At 43.5% G+C, this 18,047-nt stretch carries 12 protein-coding genes; 6 read left to right on the forward strand and 6 right to left on the reverse strand.

Annotated features, from left to right (window positions below; translation table 11 throughout):
- Positions 1–74: 74 nt before the first annotated feature.
- Positions 75–677 carry a DinB family protein gene (locus EPX21_RS11875; RefSeq protein ID WP_134089912.1) on the forward strand — a complete coding sequence of 201 codons (603 nt, stop codon included), beginning with the start codon at positions 75–77 and terminating at the stop codon, positions 675–677.
- Between the two features lie 116 nt (positions 678–793).
- Here the strand turns inward: EPX21_RS11875 and EPX21_RS11880 are convergent, their stop codons facing one another.
- Together EPX21_RS11880 and EPX21_RS11885 are read right to left on the reverse strand one after the other, a co-directional pair.
- Positions 794–2,233: a Gfo/Idh/MocA family oxidoreductase gene (locus EPX21_RS11880; RefSeq protein WP_134089913.1), complete on the reverse strand. Its 1,440-nt coding sequence runs from the start codon at positions 2,231–2,233 to the stop codon at positions 794–796.
- A gap of 252 nt (positions 2,234–2,485) precedes the next feature.
- Positions 2,486–2,947 carry a DUF4268 domain-containing protein gene (locus EPX21_RS11885; protein ID WP_134089914.1) on the reverse strand — a complete coding sequence of 154 codons (462 nt, stop codon included), beginning with the start codon at positions 2,945–2,947 and terminating at the stop codon, positions 2,486–2,488.
- Positions 2,948–3,207: 260 nt separating this feature from the next.
- Between EPX21_RS11885 and EPX21_RS11890 the strand changes: the two genes are divergently transcribed.
- Entirely contained in the window at positions 3,208–4,389 is a 1,182-nt protein-coding gene (locus EPX21_RS11890; protein ID WP_134089915.1) for a cytochrome c3 family protein, read from the forward strand.
- Between the two features lie 126 nt (positions 4,390–4,515).
- Entirely contained in the window at positions 4,516–6,189 is a 1,674-nt protein-coding gene (locus tag EPX21_RS11895) for a right-handed parallel beta-helix repeat-containing protein (RefSeq protein WP_134089916.1), read from the forward strand.
- On the opposite strand, the gene EPX21_RS11900 is transcribed toward EPX21_RS11895, so the two are convergent.
- The 3 genes from EPX21_RS11900 to EPX21_RS11910 all read right to left on the reverse strand — a co-directional run bounded on the left by EPX21_RS11900 (position 6,163) and on the right by EPX21_RS11910 (position 9,676).
- The gene (locus EPX21_RS11900; RefSeq protein ID WP_134089917.1) at positions 6,163–6,585 is read right to left on the reverse strand and encodes a secondary thiamine-phosphate synthase enzyme YjbQ; all 423 of its coding nucleotides are present in this window, start codon (positions 6,583–6,585) and stop codon (positions 6,163–6,165) included. The two genes, EPX21_RS11895 and EPX21_RS11900, sit on opposite strands and share 27 nt — an antisense overlap.
- A gap of 384 nt (positions 6,586–6,969) precedes the next feature.
- Positions 6,970–8,136, reverse strand: a complete 1,167-nt coding sequence (locus tag EPX21_RS11905; protein ID WP_134089918.1) for an MFS transporter — start codon at positions 8,134–8,136, stop codon at positions 6,970–6,972.
- Between the two features lie 55 nt (positions 8,137–8,191).
- Positions 8,192–9,676 carry a sodium:alanine symporter family protein gene (locus EPX21_RS11910; protein ID WP_134089919.1) on the reverse strand — a complete coding sequence of 495 codons (1,485 nt, stop codon included), beginning with the start codon at positions 9,674–9,676 and terminating at the stop codon, positions 8,192–8,194.
- Positions 9,677–10,021: 345 nt separating this feature from the next.
- Here EPX21_RS11910 and EPX21_RS11915 point away from each other — a divergent pair, with 345 nt between their 5' ends.
- The 3 genes from EPX21_RS11915 to EPX21_RS11925 all read left to right on the forward strand — a co-directional run bounded on the left by EPX21_RS11915 (position 10,022) and on the right by EPX21_RS11925 (position 17,090).
- Positions 10,022–13,633, forward strand: coding sequence for a PAS domain S-box protein (locus EPX21_RS11915; RefSeq protein WP_134089920.1), 3,612 nt, complete (start codon positions 10,022–10,024; stop codon positions 13,631–13,633).
- A 376-nt stretch (positions 13,634–14,009) separates the two neighbouring features.
- The gene (locus tag EPX21_RS11920; RefSeq protein WP_134089921.1) at positions 14,010–15,386 is read left to right on the forward strand and encodes a hypothetical protein; all 1,377 of its coding nucleotides are present in this window, start codon (positions 14,010–14,012) and stop codon (positions 15,384–15,386) included.
- A 90-nt stretch (positions 15,387–15,476) separates the two neighbouring features.
- Complete coding sequence (locus EPX21_RS11925) at positions 15,477–17,090, forward strand: carboxylesterase/lipase family protein (RefSeq protein WP_240768666.1); 1,614 nt, start codon at positions 15,477–15,479, stop codon at positions 17,088–17,090.
- A 23-nt stretch (positions 17,091–17,113) separates the two neighbouring features.
- Here the strand turns inward: EPX21_RS11925 and EPX21_RS11930 are convergent, their stop codons facing one another.
- Complete coding sequence (locus tag EPX21_RS11930) at positions 17,114–17,668, reverse strand: NADPH-dependent FMN reductase (RefSeq protein WP_134089923.1); 555 nt, start codon at positions 17,666–17,668, stop codon at positions 17,114–17,116.
- Between the last annotated feature and the right edge of the window lie 379 nt (positions 17,669–18,047).

Genomic DNA, 18,047 nt, shown 5'->3' on the forward strand with positions numbered 1-18,047 from the left:
TCTTGATCCAAGAGAAAGAAATTTAACCGGCTCCGAAAAAAAGTAGCCCAAAAACTTGTAATTAATTAGAGTATATGAAAAGATCGATGGTTTTAATCGCTTTTTTGCTATGCTCGTCGATAGCATTAAAGGCGGCCGCTAGTGATAAAGATTCATTGCTGCGGGTTTTTCAGCAAACGGAGGCACGTTTGCTGAGCGATGTAACTGGTTTAAGCGATCAGCAACTCAATTTCAAGACAGATACAAGTAGCTGGTCTATCGGCCAATGTGTGGAACATATTGTAAAGACGGAAAGTATGTTGCTTGGTACGGCGCAGGACTTGATGAAACAGCCTGCCAATCCGGAAAAGCGAGGCGCGTTAAAAGGAAAAGACAGCGATGTAATTGTTATGATACAGGATCGAACGCATAAATTTAAAGCCCCGGCGCCTTTGCAGCCCGATGAAAAAAGCTATCACTTAAGCGAAGTGGTAAATGATTTTAAAAAGCAACGGGCTGGTACGCTGGATTTTATTCGCAATACGCCCATGGAGGATTTGCGAAGTCACTTAACAGTTACGCCGGCGAAGGAATATGCGGATGCATATAGAATGCTTTTGTATATTGTGGGGCATTGCTTAAGGCATACGGAGCAGATAGAAGAGGTGAAAGCGGCAAACAGCTTTCCGAAGAATTAGCTTATGCCTTCTTAATTTATGATTATAAGAGCTGTCTAAAAAGCCAGTCACCGTCCGGTTTCCCTGCGCTATTTCCTTCTGATCAAAGATGACGACATTTTAGACAGCTGCGGTACTTAAACCTTATAGTAATCTTCCCAGCCTTTCCTAGGAGGAGGGCCTATTAACAACTCATTTGCTGTCTTGTTGTTGGTGATAATTTTTTTATCCCGATCGAGTAGCAATTTAGTGTTTAATTGCTGAGCAAGCACGCCTAAAGATAGCACTTGGCTCAAAGGACCAGCAATATGGAAAGGCGACCGTGTTTTCTCTTCTCCTTTACACGCCAACAGGAAATTCTTAAAATGATTCGATGGCGTGGGCGGTACTTCCGGCAATTTCGAAGCCATTTCCTTTGCTTTTTCTTCCGGAATAATCGATAATGTGCTACCGTGAGACCCGCCTTTGAAAGTTAATTCCTTGCTATAGATAATTTTGCCCGGGTTAAGTTTGGCAGGCTCTATTTTTCCGGTGCTTGGTGGCGGAATGTTCGGATCCAAGCCGGAAACGCCGTAACCCTCCGGGATAGGAGGAAGGTTGTCTACGCCATCATACCAGGTAACCTCTACCGGGGGCATTTTTCTTCGCTTCGGAAACTTGAAAGACAAGGTAGAGGCTTGTGGGAAAAAGAAGTCGTTATGGCCTTCCAATTTGACAGCGTTCACCTCTTCGGGCAAACCTAAGTCTAGAAATTCATGCGCTGTATCCAAAATATGCGCGCCCCAATCGCCCAATGCACCCAAGCCGAAGTCATACCAGCAGCGCCATTGCCCATTTACATAGTCGTGGTTGTAATCGTGAAAAGGTCTTGTGGTGAGCCACTTATCCCAGTCGAGAGTTTCGGGAATAGGCTCAGCGGGCGGAAGCTGCGTAATGTTTGTGTCCCAACCATGCCAGCGACGCGGAGAGTTCATATGAGCAGTAATAGCGGTTACGTCTTTAATAATCCCTGCCTCGACCCATGCTTTAAACTGGAAATAATTGGCTTCGGAATGGCCCTGATTCCCCATCTGGGTGACCACGTTTCCATATTTATTCGCCGCTTTCATTAGCAACTCGCATTCATTGAAGGTCCGCGCCATTGGTTTTTCTACGTATACATGAATCCCTCTTGCCATCGCCTCCATGCAAATAGGGAAGTGCGAAAAGTCTGGAACGCCGACGGATACGGCCTCGATTTGATTTCCCATTTTATCAAACATTTCCCGGAAATCTTTAAATCGCGGAACATCGGGGAATTGCTGCAGGGTCTTGACGGTATGCGGAGCCCCCATATCTACATCGCAGAATGCAGCGATATTTGCCAAGCCAGTGTTATACAGTTCCTGGATAATCTCACCGCCTCTATTCCCAATTCCGCAGCAGGCCAAATTCACTTTTTCGCTTGCCTTAGCCATCTTTGTAGGCGTTAGCGAACGAGCATTTGCATTCAGGATGTTTGGAGCAACAGCCGCAGCAGCAGAAAGCATCATGGCTTTTCTCAAAAATAATCTTCTGGAAACTTCTTTTGAATTCATGTTTTAATCGGTTGGAACCCTCACACACTTATCGAGAAGCATGCGTCTTAAACGGGTTCAGTACTATATGCTTGTCTTAGTTTATTAATAAGTTATTGTCACTGCGTAATGGACTTACTTATCAGTGGTTTCGACTGGAAAGTTAAGCTTTTAAGTGATAAATGCGAAATGGGCAATGTAACCTTTGTGTTATCTTGGTTCAGGTATTCGCGACCCCGTGCAGCGCTAAAGGATAAAACGACCGTAAGGGAATCACTTCAAGGCCTCAAAACTGTCTTTGACCATACTCCAAAATTCGTCAAGCCCCATAATTCTCGGTTTTAAAAAGGAGATAATTGCAGGCCAATCCGTTTGTTCGAATATGCTTACCGGTTGCAGCTGCTTATAGATTCGGCTAATCACCTTGCCATGTTCATCAGTCGTATGGAGCTCCCATATCCACTCCTCATTTAAGGTTCCCTCCAAGATCTTCTTAAACTCCTTAAACTGTTCGAAAAACAATTCTTGTATACCGAGATCGGGATGGCTGATGTCAATGAAAATCGAGGCGTCCTTTTTACCTACGTCCATTTTAAAAAACAGATGTTTAAAGCCTGTTTTATAGTTGATCCAGTTGATCCGCATTCCATCGGATGAAGGAATCGAGGTCATATACTGCCCGAAGGTTGTCCAGAACGTTTGTTTTATTTTCGATACTTCCTCTTTAGAATACAAAATATCAAGAATTAGTGCTTCCTCAATTGTTGATAGCGAAAATACAGTTTCTCGCGCGGTTAATAAAAATCTTTTTAGTCCGGTGTGCTTACTGCATACGGCGGCTTCTTACCTCAGATAATAAGCCAAAAAAGGCAAGTGTTTTGCCGATAAAGAATATCGCATAAGAAGTCCTGGTATTTTCCACGAAATCCGTATCTTCCCGGGCATTTCACGCAAATGCAGGCCGTTACTCAATTATGATAGAAAACTAAACAATTATGCTTAAAAAGCAAGGGAAGCGTAAGCCGTTGATCACTTTTCTTTTTTTCGGTATTTCATTATCGATAGCCATTATGCAATGTACGGAACAGCAAATTGCTGACATGCGAGGCAAGCAATATGCCCATCGTGAAACTTGCGTACAATGTCATCAAGATATTGCAAAGAGCTACCTGCATAACGCACATTTTAATACGAGCAAAGAGTTGTACACGCCGCATAGCACCGACAGTATGGGCATAGACAGCGGAACTTTTGTGTTCAACGAGAAAACGAAAGTTGGTATCGAAAGCCGCTCGAACGGTTTGTATCAAGTGGCTTACGTGAATGAAAAAAACTTAAAAGAAGAACGGGCTGATATTGTGTTTGGAGCCGGTAAAAGCGCCTATACCTTCGCTTTCTGGTATGGGAACAAACTGATGCAGATGCCCTTAAATTATTTAGTGCCATCACATGAATGGGTGAACAGTCCGGGATTTCCAAGTGAACAGATCTATTTTGGCAGGGCCATTATCACTCGCTGCCTGGAATGTCATAGTTCTTTCGTGCAGTCGAGAATCATTTCATCTGCTAACTTCCAATTGGAGGAAGAATTTGTGAAGAATTCGCTGATTGCCGGTATAGACTGCCAGCGTTGCCACGGGCCCGCCGCCGAGCATGTGCAATTCCATCAGGCGCATCCAAAGGAGAAAGAAGCGAGATATATGGCTAAATATCGCGAGTTGTCGCGTAGCCAAAAAGTGGATATGTGTGCTGTTTGTCACTCGGGGATCAATCTGAAGATGTCGAACTCGGCTTTCTTTTTCAAACCGGGCGACACCATTAGTAACTTGCCTGAATATACCAGTTATACCGGAGAGGATCCGGATGTGCACGGTAAACAGAAACAGCTATTAATCGCAAGCAAATGCTATCAATTGAGCAGTTTAGATTGCGGCACTTGCCACAAGACACACGGCGAGCTAGCGCCTACGCTGGCCACCTATTCACAAAGCTGTGTCGGATGTCACCAAGAGGTGCAGCATGCATCTTTAGACAAACAAGCTTTATCAATTGCCAAAGAAAACTGTATTGACTGTCACATGCCCGTTAGAGCCTCTAAAGACATCGGTTTTCAAAGAAGTGCCAGCAAGGAAAAGCTTCCTTATATACAACGGACACACCGAATTGCTATTTACTAGAATTGTAGTGTTAATGTCATAGTTTGAGTTCTTTTGTCCCGAATTAAAATAATAATCATGGTTTATTGTTAATAATTAACATATATTGCGTTTACGATAAGATACTTACATAAAAAGCGAAGTTCCATGAATAGATTATTAGCCGTAACCCTGTTTTCTTTGTTGATAGTGCTGAATATTCATACAGGTTTAGGTCAAGAAAAAGAAGAAACGACGGGAGCACCCGCAAAAAGGACTAAAATAGAAGAAGATGATACCAAATATATACAAGCTTTACTAGATAAGGCACAGCCCGGCGATACGGTCAAGCTGGCTAAGCGTGTCTATAATGTGCGGTCTTTGCAATTACGAAATGGCGTCAGTATTCATACTGCAGGCACCCTGAAGCAAATCCGACCGGACACTGCGGAAAATTTTACGATGGGAAAGCAATATTCCCAATACCCGCTTTTTTATGGTGAAAAAGTGAAGGGCCTTTCTCTTCGGTTCATTGCGTCTACTTATGGTGAGGCGATCCGTTTGGATAATGCGGAAGATATAATCATTCAGGATGTCACGTCCTTTGGTGATTCTACTAAACTTTATTCCTTCTCGGGCATCTATTTGTTTCGAAGTAAAAATGTGAAGATAGAGAACGTAGAGCTGGCCTACTACGGAATGGGAAGGAAAAGTCCGAATTACTATCAACGAGGTACCGGCATTCGACTTCAAACCTGTAACGATGTCGCCATCAGCGAAAGTCGCATTCATCATAATGGCGAAAATGGTATTTTCTTACATAGCTGTGCTAATGTGGTGCTAAACCGAAATAAGATCAGTCATAACGGCATGAGCGGTATTCAGGTGGCTTTTGGAAGCATAGGCCTCGAAAACAAATACCGCATTACCGATAATTTAATTTTTGCGAACGCGGCAGACGCAATAGATATTAACAACCCCGACATGTCCAGGCAGATCGATTTGGCTGCAGTGATAGAAAGAAATACAAGTTACGACAATGGATGGGTAAAAGGTGAAAAAACCCGTGATGGTTCGGGTATTGCCACCTTGGTTGGGCTCAAGAACGTAATTGTAAGGAATAATAAATCAAGTCGCAGCAACAGACCTGCAGTTTATCTTCGAGACTGCGATTCGGTGCAAGTATTCAACAACAACGCCGATAATTTTGCGGAAATAGTGGGTAGTCAAGGGCAAATTCATTTATATAAAAACACCTTCGCAGGCCTGCGCTTGCTGTCGGATTTGAAGGCAAAAAAATTAATGCTCGATTCCAATAATATTCGCTATTTAGCCATACCAAACGGAATCATGGTAGACAGTTTAGTATTTATGGCCAATGATTTAAAAGGCAATATCAATGTTAGAATGAATGGTCAGCTTATTTTCAAAGACAATGTCCTGTCGAGCAGTTCGCCTCGGGGTGGCATCACTTTATGGAAGGTAAACGGAGCCGTTTTGTCTGGAAACCAGATTTCTACCAATAAAAGTGACGCCTTATATGTACATAATGAAGCGATGAACGTTGTTATTGAGGCGAATAAAATACAATCTACCGCGGTGTGCATTAAAGATGCAGGATCGCAGCAGTTAAAAATTATCAAGAACACGTTGGCTTCCGATACTGCAAACCGTTCGACGTTGGCGCTGATATCCACTAATCCGAGGAACTTAACCCTGCGCAATAATACCTACTTCTTAGGGGAGAAGGAAGCCGAGAATCCGATTGGATTTGAAGGAGAAGGTACGGTGTTTATAGAAGGGGAGTCGCATAAATCATTCGCCCCAAGCCGTAACAATTAGATTTCTGGCGCTTGCTTTATCGCGATGTTCGCAAAGGTAAATACCTTGCCAAGTACCGAGCGCAAAGGCTCCTTGCTGAATCGGGATTAACACCGAGCTGCCAAGTAAAGATGCTTTGAGGTGGGCCGGCATGTCATCAGGTCCTTCGTAATCATGGAGGTAGTCTGGATCGTTGTCCGGCACAGCCTTACTGAAATAAGTTTCGAAGTCTTCCCGTACAGTAGGGTCTGCGTTTTCATTTATAGTTAATGCTGCGGATGTGTGTTGGATAAATACCTGGCACATGCCCGATTTAAGTTCTTTAATAAAGGGGCAGGCCTCCAAAATAGCTGAAGTAATGAGATGGAAACCGCGTTTTTTTCTTGAGATCTGTACTTGCTGTTGAAATATTTTCATAAGAAAACCTATTAAATGCTTTGTACTCCTTTTCAACCCAGAATACGCATTAGCTCATGAACTGCAATGAAATGCTCCTTTACATCCATTTCAATAGCTCATTCGCCATACCTCGGTATGCTTCATTCCTATTTCATGCCTGGTTTGGATCATTCCCTTTCGTTTTAATTCCTAACGCGTAATCTGGTTCAAGGGAACCGCATCGCTGCGTGTAGGTCTTTTTGGGCATCTGTTCGTTGGAATTATATATAGAACGATGCCTGATGGCCTTGCCGAGACGACTTAAGCCGAATTACTATATAAGACGACTTAAGCCGAATTACTATATAAACTAATATAGCGCCCAAATGTTTATGGGAATGCAGCTGTTGCTCTCCTTAAAATTTACTGATTGCTTGCCCTTTTTTTTCTCGGTATAAAGATATACAATAAGGCGATACCGGCTATTGCTGCTGCTAAAAATAGCAAGGAAGGAATCATTGATAAATCATCTTGGTAAAACCAACCAGAAAGAAGAGCGCCCAAGCCAATGCCGGCTTCAAGCGCTATATACATGGTCGCCATTGCTTTTCCGCGGTAGGCGGGATCACTTAAATCAACCGTCCATGCGTTGGTAGCAGGGGATAATAAACCAGTCGCAAATCCGTAAACCAACGAGCCTAATAACAGGCCGCTCACGGTTTGAAACAAGCCGATTATTAATAACGAAAGAATGAGGATCAGCAGTCCCACCTTGATAACGGATACCCGCCCGTATCTGTCGGAGGTCTTTCCGGCAACAAAACGTATCAATAAAGACGATATAGTAAAAACCATAAAGAACAGGCCCTTGTTTTGTAGTCCAATATGTTCGCTCCAATCGGGAATTAACGTTAATATCGAGCCGTAAGCGAAATAGGCGAGCAGCGTTACAACAGCAGCGGGTAGTACGCTAACATCAATGATGTCATTTTTAGTTAGCTTAACCGCCTGCAAAGAAAAGGGTTGTTTCCTGGTAAGGGTCTCTCTCAGATTAAGTAGAATGCCGATAGAGAGAAACGCTAAAAGCGAAGAACAATAAAAAAGGATATGAATTGAATAGCTCGCCGTGATGGCACTGCCAATAGCCGGCCCTATTGCCATTCCCGTGCTGAAGAATAGCCCATGAATTCCCAGTGCTTCTCCCCACCGGGAAGAAGGCGCAATATCCGCAACATAGGCCGCTGTTGCAGTGGGCTTAAAACCGGTGGAAAAGCCGTGAAGCAGGCGCAAAAATAAGAAGCCGGACACGCTGCTAAGCACAGGATAAAGGAATCCGCAAAGTAAGCATACCGTTGAACCGACAGCCATTACGGGCACACGACCAATAGTGTCTGTCAACTTTCCGCTAAAGGGCCTTGAAATGCCGGCAGTTAACGTAAATAGGGCAATGATTAAGCCTTTGTATTCCGCTCCTCCCATACTGCTAAGATAGGCAGGTAGCTCCGGTATCAGCATGTTGAAGCTAGCCGAAAATAAGAGAGAACTGGCGCAAAGCAGCCAAAAATTAACTGTATACAGCTTTTGCTCCATAATATGCGGTCTATCTTTGTAAAAGAGGGCGCAAAGATACTACATATTCCGCAGCTTATGAAGATTTATCAGCAATGGAATCAAGGTAGATACTAGTCTGCTTGTGTTCGCGATTTCGCGACACCCAAAAATCTGCCTGTTCCATATTCAATTTTTCGGGATTGAATACAGGTTCCATCGTTTGCTTTCGCTGCTCTTCGTAATCTCTCAACAACTTAAGAGCAGGCTTACGCAGTAAAAAAATGGCTATTATATTTAACCAAGCCATTAAGCCCACCCCGATATCTCCAAAAGTCCACGCCAACTTCGCCGTTTTAATGGAGCCGTAATAAGTGGCCGCCAAAAAGAGGACACGCAATAGGGTAAGCATCCATTTTTTTTCCGTTTTCTTTAACAGATAACTTAAATTGGTTTCGGCTATATAATAATAGGCCATGATGGTTGTGAAGGCAAAGAATAGGAGTGAGATGGCAATGAACCCCGAGCCTACCGATGGAAAATGTGTGTTGATAGCGTATTGCGTGAAAGCAGGTCCTTCTTCGACCCGCGGTAGGTTTTCGACTAAGAAGCCTCCCGAAGGGTTCTTTATGTTGTATTTGCCGGTAAATAAAATCATGAAGGCCGTAGCTGTACACACAAATAACGTGTCAACATATACAGAGAAGGCCTGTACCAAACCTTGGGTAACAGGATGTTTCGTTTCAGCAGCGGCAGCTGCATGCGGTGCGGTGCCCTGTCCGGCTTCGTTAGAGTAAATTCCACGTTTAACGCCCCAGGCAACAGCCATTCCGAATATACCACTGAAGGCCTGTTCCATTCCTAAGGCTGAACGGAAAATGAGTCCGAACATCTGGGGTACTTCTTTTATGTGGAGAAAGATGATAATCAGCGCCATCAAGATATAAGCGCCAGCCATAAAGGGGACGACCAATTCAGCCACCTTACCGATTCGTTTTACACCGCCAAAAATGATAAGCCCTAATAGTGACACAACCACGATCCCTGTTATATAATTTGGAATGCCAAATGCATGCTCCGAACTTACCACAATGCTATTGCTTTGAACGCCTGGAAGAAATACCGCTGTACTCAGGATGGTAGCAAGCGCAAAGACCACGGCGTACCATTTTACTCCCAAGCCTTTTTCGATATAATAGGCGGGGCCGCCTCGGTATTGTCCGTCAATTTCGCTCTTATAGAGCTGGCCAAGCGTCGCTTCTATATAAGCGGAGGCGGAACCGAGAAACGCAATAATCCACATCCAGAAAATTGCCCCTGGTCCCCCCATGGCAATGGCAGTTGCCACCCCGGCAATGTTGCCTGTACCAACTCTGCCTGATAGAGCAATGGCAAAGGCTTGAAAAGAACTGACGCCTTTATCGGACGACTTGCTCCCAAATAAAAGCCTCAACATTTCTTTGACACACCTGAGTTGCACCAGCCTTGTACTGATAGAAAAATAAATCCCAGCACCTAAACACAGTACAATTAATGCGTTGCTCCAGATAATATCATTGATGTAATTGGCAATTTCTTCCATTTTTTCGAGTAAAGGTTAAATTAATTTATGAAAGCCGTAATGATAGAAAAAAAATAAGACAATTTGTAATGTTTTGGTATTAAAACAGCGGTTGATGAAAAAAAAGTAGTAGCCAAGCGCTGTCGGCTTCCAAAAGGTGCACATTTTTTATTGTGCAACACGTTTAACGCAAGCGGAACGCAACTTTAATTCCATTTTAATATAGTTTCTTTATAGTAGTGAGCTGCTTTTGTGTGAAGCGAAGCAAAAAGGCGCAAATACGCCTATTGTAATAGAAAAATGTAAGCAATTGTCTTATCTTGGCGCTAAATAAATGGATTATTTATCTTTATACGGAAGCCATCTATGAAAGATTTTTTAGAACAACTGAAAAGAAACTTGGGGTTGAAGGAAATCTTTCTTTCCAAAAAGCAGATGTTGGTAGGGCTGGTCGATCTAAGTGTGTTATTAACAACCGGTTATTTCATTATTTTCAGTCTTTTGCGAAGCGCCTTTTTGGCAGTTTTTCTCGCGATTTTTTTGGTTTTTATCGTCGTTTTCAGAGGGCTTATACAAAGGCAAAAAATACGGATAGTCTATGCAGTACACTTTCTGATTTTCATCATCACGTTTTGCCTGTTTGTGCCGTTAATGTATTTTACAGGCGGGTTGTACTCGCCCATTACATCATGGCTCTCATTACCCCCTTTAATATCAATTTTGTTGTTTGGTAATGCGAAGCCCACAAAAGGGTGGTTTTGCACCATGCTGTTCATTCTGTCGGTGTTTACTGTGCTGGCTTCCAATCATTACACGTTTCCAAATTTGATAACAGCAGAACTGGCAGACATACACCTTTTTGTGTCCATGGCTGGGCTAATGACCTGTATTTTTTTCCTGACAATCGTTGCCGAACATTGGAAAAGCAACGTTCTTGCTTCCCTTGACCGTACAAAACGGATGTTGGAAAAGTCAAATGAAGCCGCTCGAATCGGTCAATGGGATATGAATTTTAAAGATGGTACGATTAATCTAAGTAAGTTCGCGAAAGAGATTATTGGTCTAAACGATACGCGGCTAGCGTTGGATGGGTTTATTGCAATGGCCAAAGATAAGAATCACTTCGAAAAGCTTCTTAATGGACTAAGGGACTCTAATCCGAACAATGAACAGCGCATAGATGAAGAGTTTCCGCTTTTTACGTTTGATAAGGTGCTGCGGTGGGTTCGGTTTATAGGCATTCCACAATATAAGGGAGAACACTGTATTGGAGCTTATGGTTTGATACAAGACATCCACGATCAGAAGAACGCGGAATACAACTTAATAAAAGAGCGGCAAAGGCTTAAGTATGTGTTGCAAGGAGCAAATCTCGGTACCTGGGAATTGAATGTACAAACAGAAGAAATCATCTTAAATGAGCAATGGGCCTCTTTTTTAGGATATCAGTTAAATGAAGTACAGCCGATTACCGCCACGGCATTTAAAGAATTCATCTATCCGGAAGATTTAGATAGAGCAACGGCCGCTTGGCGCGACTATGACGAGGGGAAAATCGATACTTTTCAGTGCGAGCTCCGCATGAAACATAAATCGGGCGATTTGGTTTGGATGCTCATTAAAGGAAAGATTTTGACTTGGAATGAAGCCGGCGCTCCTTTATGGATGTATGGGACGCATTTAGAGAACACCAATGAGAAGCGCCTACAGGAAAATTTACGGTCGAGCGAAAACTATGCGCGTTCACTTATTGCCAGTATACCAGATTTGTTATTTGTTTTAAGCGAGGATGGTGAATTCCTGGATTACAAATCGCATGAACAGGAGCTATATACGAAGCCTACCTTATTTCTTGGAAAAAAGGTGAAGGAGATCTTTCCCGACGAGCTGGGCATGCTTATGGAAGAGAAAATAATACAGTCAATTCATACTCACTCGTTAGTTGAGTTTGCGTATGATTTGGAACTTCATGGAGAAAGGAAATACTATCAGGCTCGCGTAGTGCCCTTTGAAGACAATAAAGTGATGGTGTTGTGCAGAGACAATACCGAAAATTTCATGGCAGAAAAGGAGCTACGGACGCTTAATACTAAGTTCAAAAGTATTCTACACAATAGTCCTGTAGGGATTGCCCTTATTGACTATTTTTCCGGAAAATACCTCGAAGTGAATCCAGCTATTTCTTTATTCATGGGATATAGTGAAAAAGAGTTGCTTCAATTGTCTTTTACGGATCTCACGCCCGAAGCATACCGGGAATCCGATTTATTGCAGATGAAGCAACTGTATGATTTCGGAAGATTTGATAATTACGAAAAGGAATATATCCGGAAGGATGGCGAGCGAATATGGGTTTTCATTACAGGCGTTGCTTTTACTGATTTGGGCGGCGAAAAGAGCATATTATGTATTATTAAAGATATCTCCTTACAGAAAGAGCAAGAGCGTGCGTATAAAGCGGCTAAAGAGCAGGCAGAAATAGCCAATAGCGCAAAGTCCGAGTTTCTGGCTAATATCAGTCACGAAATGCGGACTCCTTTGAATGCAATTATCGGTTTTACTGATCTTTTATTAAACAGTCCGCTAAATGAAACGCAAACACAATACGTGAATACCGTGTTTCAGTCCGGACAATCTTTGCTTGAACTAATAAACGACCTGTTAGATCTTTCTAAAATCGAAGCCGGTAAGCTTGATTTGACAATAGAGTCGGTTGATTTAAAAAAATTAGCTAAGCAGGTGGTCGAGACATTGCAGTATCAGGCCGATAAAAAGGGGCTTGATTTCAGACTTGCTCTGTCGACAAAGGTTCCGCAACTGGTTGCCTTAGACGGACAACGACTCCGCCAGATACTCTTTAACCTGCTCGGCAATGCCTTGAAGTTTACCGAAAAAGGCAACGTTGAACTAAGTATTCAATTGGAACATCAGGTCTCCGACAAGGAAATGATTTTGCGGTTTTCCGTTTCGGATACTGGTCCGGGAATAGCTGAAGAAAATCGCCAGAAGATTTTCGAAGCCTTTGTACAAGAGAATTCTTCTATCATAAAAAGGTTCGGCGGTACAGGTTTAGGACTCACCGTATCGAACAAACTGCTCGCATTAATGGGGAGTAAGTTAGAACTGAAAAGTGAAATAGGCCGTGGCAGTACGTTTTACTTTGATTTGAAACTTTGTGCTATAGCGAAAGGCGACCGCCCGAAAACGCGGCCTCCATTACCGGCGACCGCTAATGGTCATTTGACACGCGACGTATCCATCCTATTGGCAGAGGATAATCAAACCAACATGCTCTTACTCAAATCTTATTTCAATAATATCATGCCCAACGCCAGACTCTTGGAAGCAGGCGATGGACAGGTAGCACTCAACTTGTTTAAAACGTATAGGCCTCATCTTCTGATAACCGATTTACAAATGCCCGGAATGGACGGATTTGAACTCACCACTGCAATCCGATCCTTGAATGAGGGAAAAGAAGTTCCTATTATTGCGCTTACAGCGGGCATTATGAACGGTGAAAAGGAACGGTGCCTGACCATCGGTATGAATGACTATCTGAGTAAACCTATTTTACAGGATGCGCTGAGAGGCGTGTTAGAGAAGTGGCTAACAGAGGAACAGAAGCAGTTGGTTACCTGTGTAGAAGAACAAAAACCGGTGACTCTTTTTAATTTAAGTGAGCGTTTGTCTAAAGTGCTGAACGTGAAGATTGAAGATGCTGTTGAAATTGTAGACGTCGCAAAACAGACACTAATGGAAGCTTTGATAGAAGTCGAACTGTTTGCTGAGAAAAAGGATATGGCCGCTATTAAGCACACCGTGCATAAAATTCGTGCTACCGCGCTTATGATGGGGTTTTCGGCAATGCACAAAGTCGCTTATGAAATTGAGACCAGCTTGATGCCTCTATGGGAAGTTGAGCCGATGATAAACACCCTAAAAAATGAAGTTGAGTATGTGTTGAGCTATCTTTAGTAGAAGGACCTTTACTTTATTTCCCAATTTTGCTCAATGTACTATACGAAGTTTGCTTGCGGACGTCATAAGAAACAATTCAGCGCTATATTTAGCGCCTATTTAACCCAGATTACGCGTTAGGAATTAAAACGAAAGGGAATGTCCAAAACCTTCATGCAGGTATGCAAACGAATTACGAGTTTCGTACAAAAGGTTCTTTCTGGCCTCTGAAAACGAACACGCTCAGAAAAAATAGGTATGAAATAGGGAATGAGACATACCGGGTATGGCGAATGAGCTATTGAAATGGATGTAAAGGAGCATTTCATTGCAGTTCATGAGCTAATGTGTATTCTGGGTTAAATCCTATAAAAGTAAAATATTGTAAAATTATATGACACGCATCAGCTTTTTGTTTCTTTTATTCTCAGTAATAATCTATTCCTGTAAAAAGGACGACGGTGTGAACCAAAATGCACTCACACCCCATTATATTGACACGCTCGAAGGAATTATTTCCAGCGATATAGTGCTCCAAGAAAATGCGAATTATTTGCTGAAAGGGCAAGTTTTTGTCCAAGACGCCTCTTTAACGATTCCGAAAGGCGTTACAATTTATGTGGAAAAAGCAGATAGCGCTTCTAATAAAGGAAGTCTTGTTGTTTTACCCGGAGCCAAATTGTTTGTTAATGGGACAGACCAGGAGCCAGTCTTATTTACATCAGCAGCAACTGAGAAATTGCCGGGCGACTGGGGAGCGCTGGTGATTCTAGGTAAAGCGCCTATTAATAGTAAGACGTTACAAGTTCCGGGAATTGATAACAAATTGGCCAACTGTGGAGGGAGTGACAAAGACGATGATTCTGGCTCCATCCAATTCCTACGACTCGCCTATTGTGGCGGCTTAAATGCAAAAGGGGAGGATGAATGGGCATTAGATAAAGTAAGCGGACTCTGTTTAGGTGCAGTAGGCTCAAAAACAACGCTGAGTCATGTTATGGTAAGTTATTCGCGCGACGACGCCTTCCAGTTTTTTGGAGGAAATGTGGGAGCCAAGTATTTGATCGCCTATAACAGTGGCGATGATGATTACGATTTCGATCACGGCTATCAGGGTAACTTACAGTTTATCATTTCTTATCGTAATAGCGCGGGCGACCGGGCACTTCGGGCAAATGGGATAGAAAGCTTAAACGATGCGGATGCAAGCAGTAAAACGCCGTATACACATCCGGTAATATCGAATGCCACCATTATTGGGCCGTCTGGCAATGCAACAAACACCAATTTAAATCAAGGCGTTTATATACGGAAGAATACCCGTTTCTCTATCTACAATTCCATAGTAGCAAATTATCCGCAAGGAGGACTTATGGTTTGTAATAAAACACGTCCCTTGTTGATGGAATCTCATCAGTCGACCTTCAAATTTAACTTGGTCTATTGCGAAGATAATACACGTTCCTTCACCTGGGATCACAATGGGCAAGAAGTGTCGTTGGACAAGGTGCTTGCGGATCCTGCGCTGACTTCCTTTGCTACCAATCAGGATAACCGAAACACGGTTATAGAAACCGTATCGGCTTTGAAACTGTCGTCGGTGTTTCCTCAAAGCGGTGCTCCTCAATTGGGCCTGCAGCCGGATTCCCCCGCCTCTACCGGCGCCAAATTTTCGGAAAGCAATCTTAATGATTTCTTTGATCAGGTGTCCTTTAGAGGCGCCATTGGAACGGATGATTGGACAGCCACTAATTGGGTGAAGTGGGATTGAATAAATCGTATTTAATTTTTCATTTGTGCTTTTCCTTATATTGGTTAAATTGCGTTCTTAGAACTGATTATATTCGCTATGAGATTCTTGATGTTTGCTTTCATATTTTTCTGTATTTCGGCTGTATTCGGGCAGGAAGCGGCAAATCGCAGATATCCCCAAGTCAACACTCAGCACGGTGTGCTGGAAGGCCTTGACGAGTCGGGAATATACACCTTTAAAGGGATTCCTTTCGCGGCTCCTCCCATTGGCGATTTGCGGTGGCGGGAACCGCAGCCGGTAAGCAAATGGGAAGGAGTACGAAAAGCAGATAAGTTTGGCCCAAGAGCGATGCAACGCCCGGTGTTCGGGGATATGAATTTTCGTTCAAATGGTATGAGTGAAGACTGCCTTTACTTAAATGTATGGACACCGGCGAAAACCTTTAAAGAAAAACTACCGGTGTTGGTCTATTTCTATGGAGGTGGACTAATTGCCGGCGATGGGTCTGAGCCACGTTATGATGGCGAAAGTATGGCGCGACAAGGCATTGTGGCCGTCACCGTCAATTATCGTTTGAATATTTTTGGATTCTTTTCGCATCCTGAATTGACGCAGGAGTCTCCGTTTAAGGCTTCGGGAAATTACGGTCTGTTAGATCAATATGCGGCTTTAAAGTGGGTGCAAGAAAATATAGCGTCCTTTGGTGGAGATCCAGCCAAGGTTACGATCGCCGGCGAGTCAGCTGGATCGTTTTCGGTGAGCGCACAAATGGCCTCCCCTTTATCGAAGGACTTGTTTCGTGGCGCCATTGGTGAAAGTGGTTCTTTGTTGGGCAACAGACCGCTACCTACTTTAGCCGAATCGGAAAACAAGGGCGAGGCCTTCGCTATGTCCATCGGTGCTCAGTCTTTAAAAGCCTTGCGAGCGCTTTCTGCTGAAAAGCTATTAGAAGCTACCGCTCGTCCGGATGCAAGCTTTAGCGTAAATATCGATGGTTATTTATTCCAAAAGAATCCGGTAGAAGTTTTTAAGGACGGAGAACAAGCCAAAGTACCTCTATTAGTAGGCTGGAACTCTGAAGAGATGAACTACCGCGCTTTGTTGGGCAACTTGGAGCCTACGGTTGCAAACTTTTCTAAAGTGGTTAGCGAACGTTTTGGCAAGGATGCCAAAGCACTGCTTGATGTTTATAAGGTAACTACCGATAGGGATGTAGAACAGGTGGCTACCGATTTCGCAGGAGACCAGTTTATTGCCTACGGCACCTGGCGGTGGTCGGACTTACATAGCCAAACGGGTGGCAGCCCGGTATATCGTTATCTATATGCACGGCCCAGACCAACAATGCGCGCTGAAATGGGCGATGCGGTTGCCGGATTAGCGGGCGGCGTAATTAAGGGCGAAGAGGCAAAGAAACAGTCGGCGCCGCAGGCCACCGGAGCGGTACATTCGGCAGAAATTGAATATGCACTTGGTAATTTGCCTTCAAACAGGGTATACGATTGGCAGCCAGAAGACTATAAGGTGTCGGCAATATTACAAACCTACTTTACGAATTTCATCAAGGTTGGCAATCCAAATGGACTCGGAGTGCCCCCGTGGCCGCCGCTTCAAAAAGGTGCAGTGGCCGAAATCATGCATATTGACACGCTAAGCGAGGCCATAAAAGAAGAACACCGGGATCGTTATCTCCTTTTGGAAAGCTTGGCGGATGATAAATAGTTCCTTTCATCCACCATCACAACCTATGAAGGTCGAGCAACGTGAGGCGATTCGAGCAGGAGGCGGCTCATCAAATTGAACCGCTCCTTGTAGATCGTCTGTAAGTCGCCCTCTGTAGTGAAAAGGTCGTCCCTCACCACAGGGACCGTATAAGGCAAGGTCCAGGCCCGTAGCGATTTTACCACCGCATCCATCGCATTAATTCCTTGCATGGCATGTCCGCCACCCGCCCAACACACTAGTCCAACCGTCTTGTTCGTCAAATAGGGAGGGTTTCCTTTACTATTGACTTCAAGCCAGTCCAGGCAGTTTTTCATAATGCCCGTCATACCGCCGTGATATAAAGGTGTTAACCAGATATGTGCATCGGCTTCCGTAAAAATGCTTACCATAGATTTTACCGCCTGCGGGATATCGGTAAGACTGAGGTCAAAAAAAGGAATGTCTGCATCGGCCAGGTTAAATTCAGTGACCGAGGCACCAGCATTGGCGAGCTGCGCCTTGAAGTAACCGCTGATTATTTTAGAGGTACCGGTATTTCGCTTTTCCAAGGCACCATTAAAGACTAATACATTCATGTCTAATCGTTTTGTGAATATCGGCGTCCGGCGTCCAATTCCTTCGTATTTAACACGCAAGACCTGTAAATGTTAGCGGCTTACTTCGATTTGCCGTACATGATCTGTGATGTAATCCAGTAAAAATAAAAAGTATTGTTCTCTATCGTTTTCATGTGTAATCATTATGTAGTGAGCATCGACTAAACAGGTCAGTCAATAAATAGGCAGCAAAGTTAGTGTACCTAAGGAATAAATAAAGGAAGTGCCCAGTTTATTGCTTAGCGATGACGGGACTGATTTATTTACGGAAAAACAGCGTATCCGATGGGCGGATACGCTGAGCTAACCAATTATAAAACCTAATATGAGAAGAGAAGACAATCTTAATACAAGCAAA

This window comes from Olivibacter sp. XZL3 (assembly GCF_004368405.1).
In the GTDB taxonomy this organism is placed as follows: Bacteria; Bacteroidota; Bacteroidia; order Sphingobacteriales; family Sphingobacteriaceae; genus Olivibacter.

What these genes read in the sequence shown, in the direction of transcription:
- EPX21_RS11915 (WP_134089920.1), top strand. Translation starts at nt 10,022, where the DNA reads ATGAAAGATTTTTTAGAACAACTGAAAAGAAACTTGGGGTTGAAGGAA.
- EPX21_RS11930 (WP_134089923.1), bottom strand. Translation starts at nt 17,668, where the DNA reads ATGAATGTATTAGTCTTTAATGGTGCCTTGGAAAAGCGAAATACCGGT.
- EPX21_RS11910 (WP_134089919.1), bottom strand. Translation starts at nt 9,676, where the DNA reads ATGGAAGAAATTGCCAATTACATCAATGATATTATCTGGAGCAACGCA.
- EPX21_RS11880 (WP_134089913.1), bottom strand. Translation starts at nt 2,233, where the DNA reads ATGAATTCAAAAGAAGTTTCCAGAAGATTATTTTTGAGAAAAGCCATG.
- EPX21_RS11920 (WP_134089921.1), top strand. Translation starts at nt 14,010, where the DNA reads ATGACACGCATCAGCTTTTTGTTTCTTTTATTCTCAGTAATAATCTAT.
- EPX21_RS11890 (WP_134089915.1), top strand. Translation starts at nt 3,208, where the DNA reads ATGCTTAAAAAGCAAGGGAAGCGTAAGCCGTTGATCACTTTTCTTTTT.
- EPX21_RS11875 (WP_134089912.1), top strand. Translation starts at nt 75, where the DNA reads ATGAAAAGATCGATGGTTTTAATCGCTTTTTTGCTATGCTCGTCGATA.
- EPX21_RS11900 (WP_134089917.1), bottom strand. Translation starts at nt 6,585, where the DNA reads ATGAAAATATTTCAACAGCAAGTACAGATCTCAAGAAAAAAACGCGGT.
- EPX21_RS11905 (WP_134089918.1), bottom strand. Translation starts at nt 8,136, where the DNA reads ATGGAGCAAAAGCTGTATACAGTTAATTTTTGGCTGCTTTGCGCCAGT.
- EPX21_RS11925 (WP_240768666.1), top strand. Translation starts at nt 15,477, where the DNA reads ATGTTTGCTTTCATATTTTTCTGTATTTCGGCTGTATTCGGGCAGGAA.
- EPX21_RS11895 (WP_134089916.1), top strand. Translation starts at nt 4,516, where the DNA reads ATGAATAGATTATTAGCCGTAACCCTGTTTTCTTTGTTGATAGTGCTG.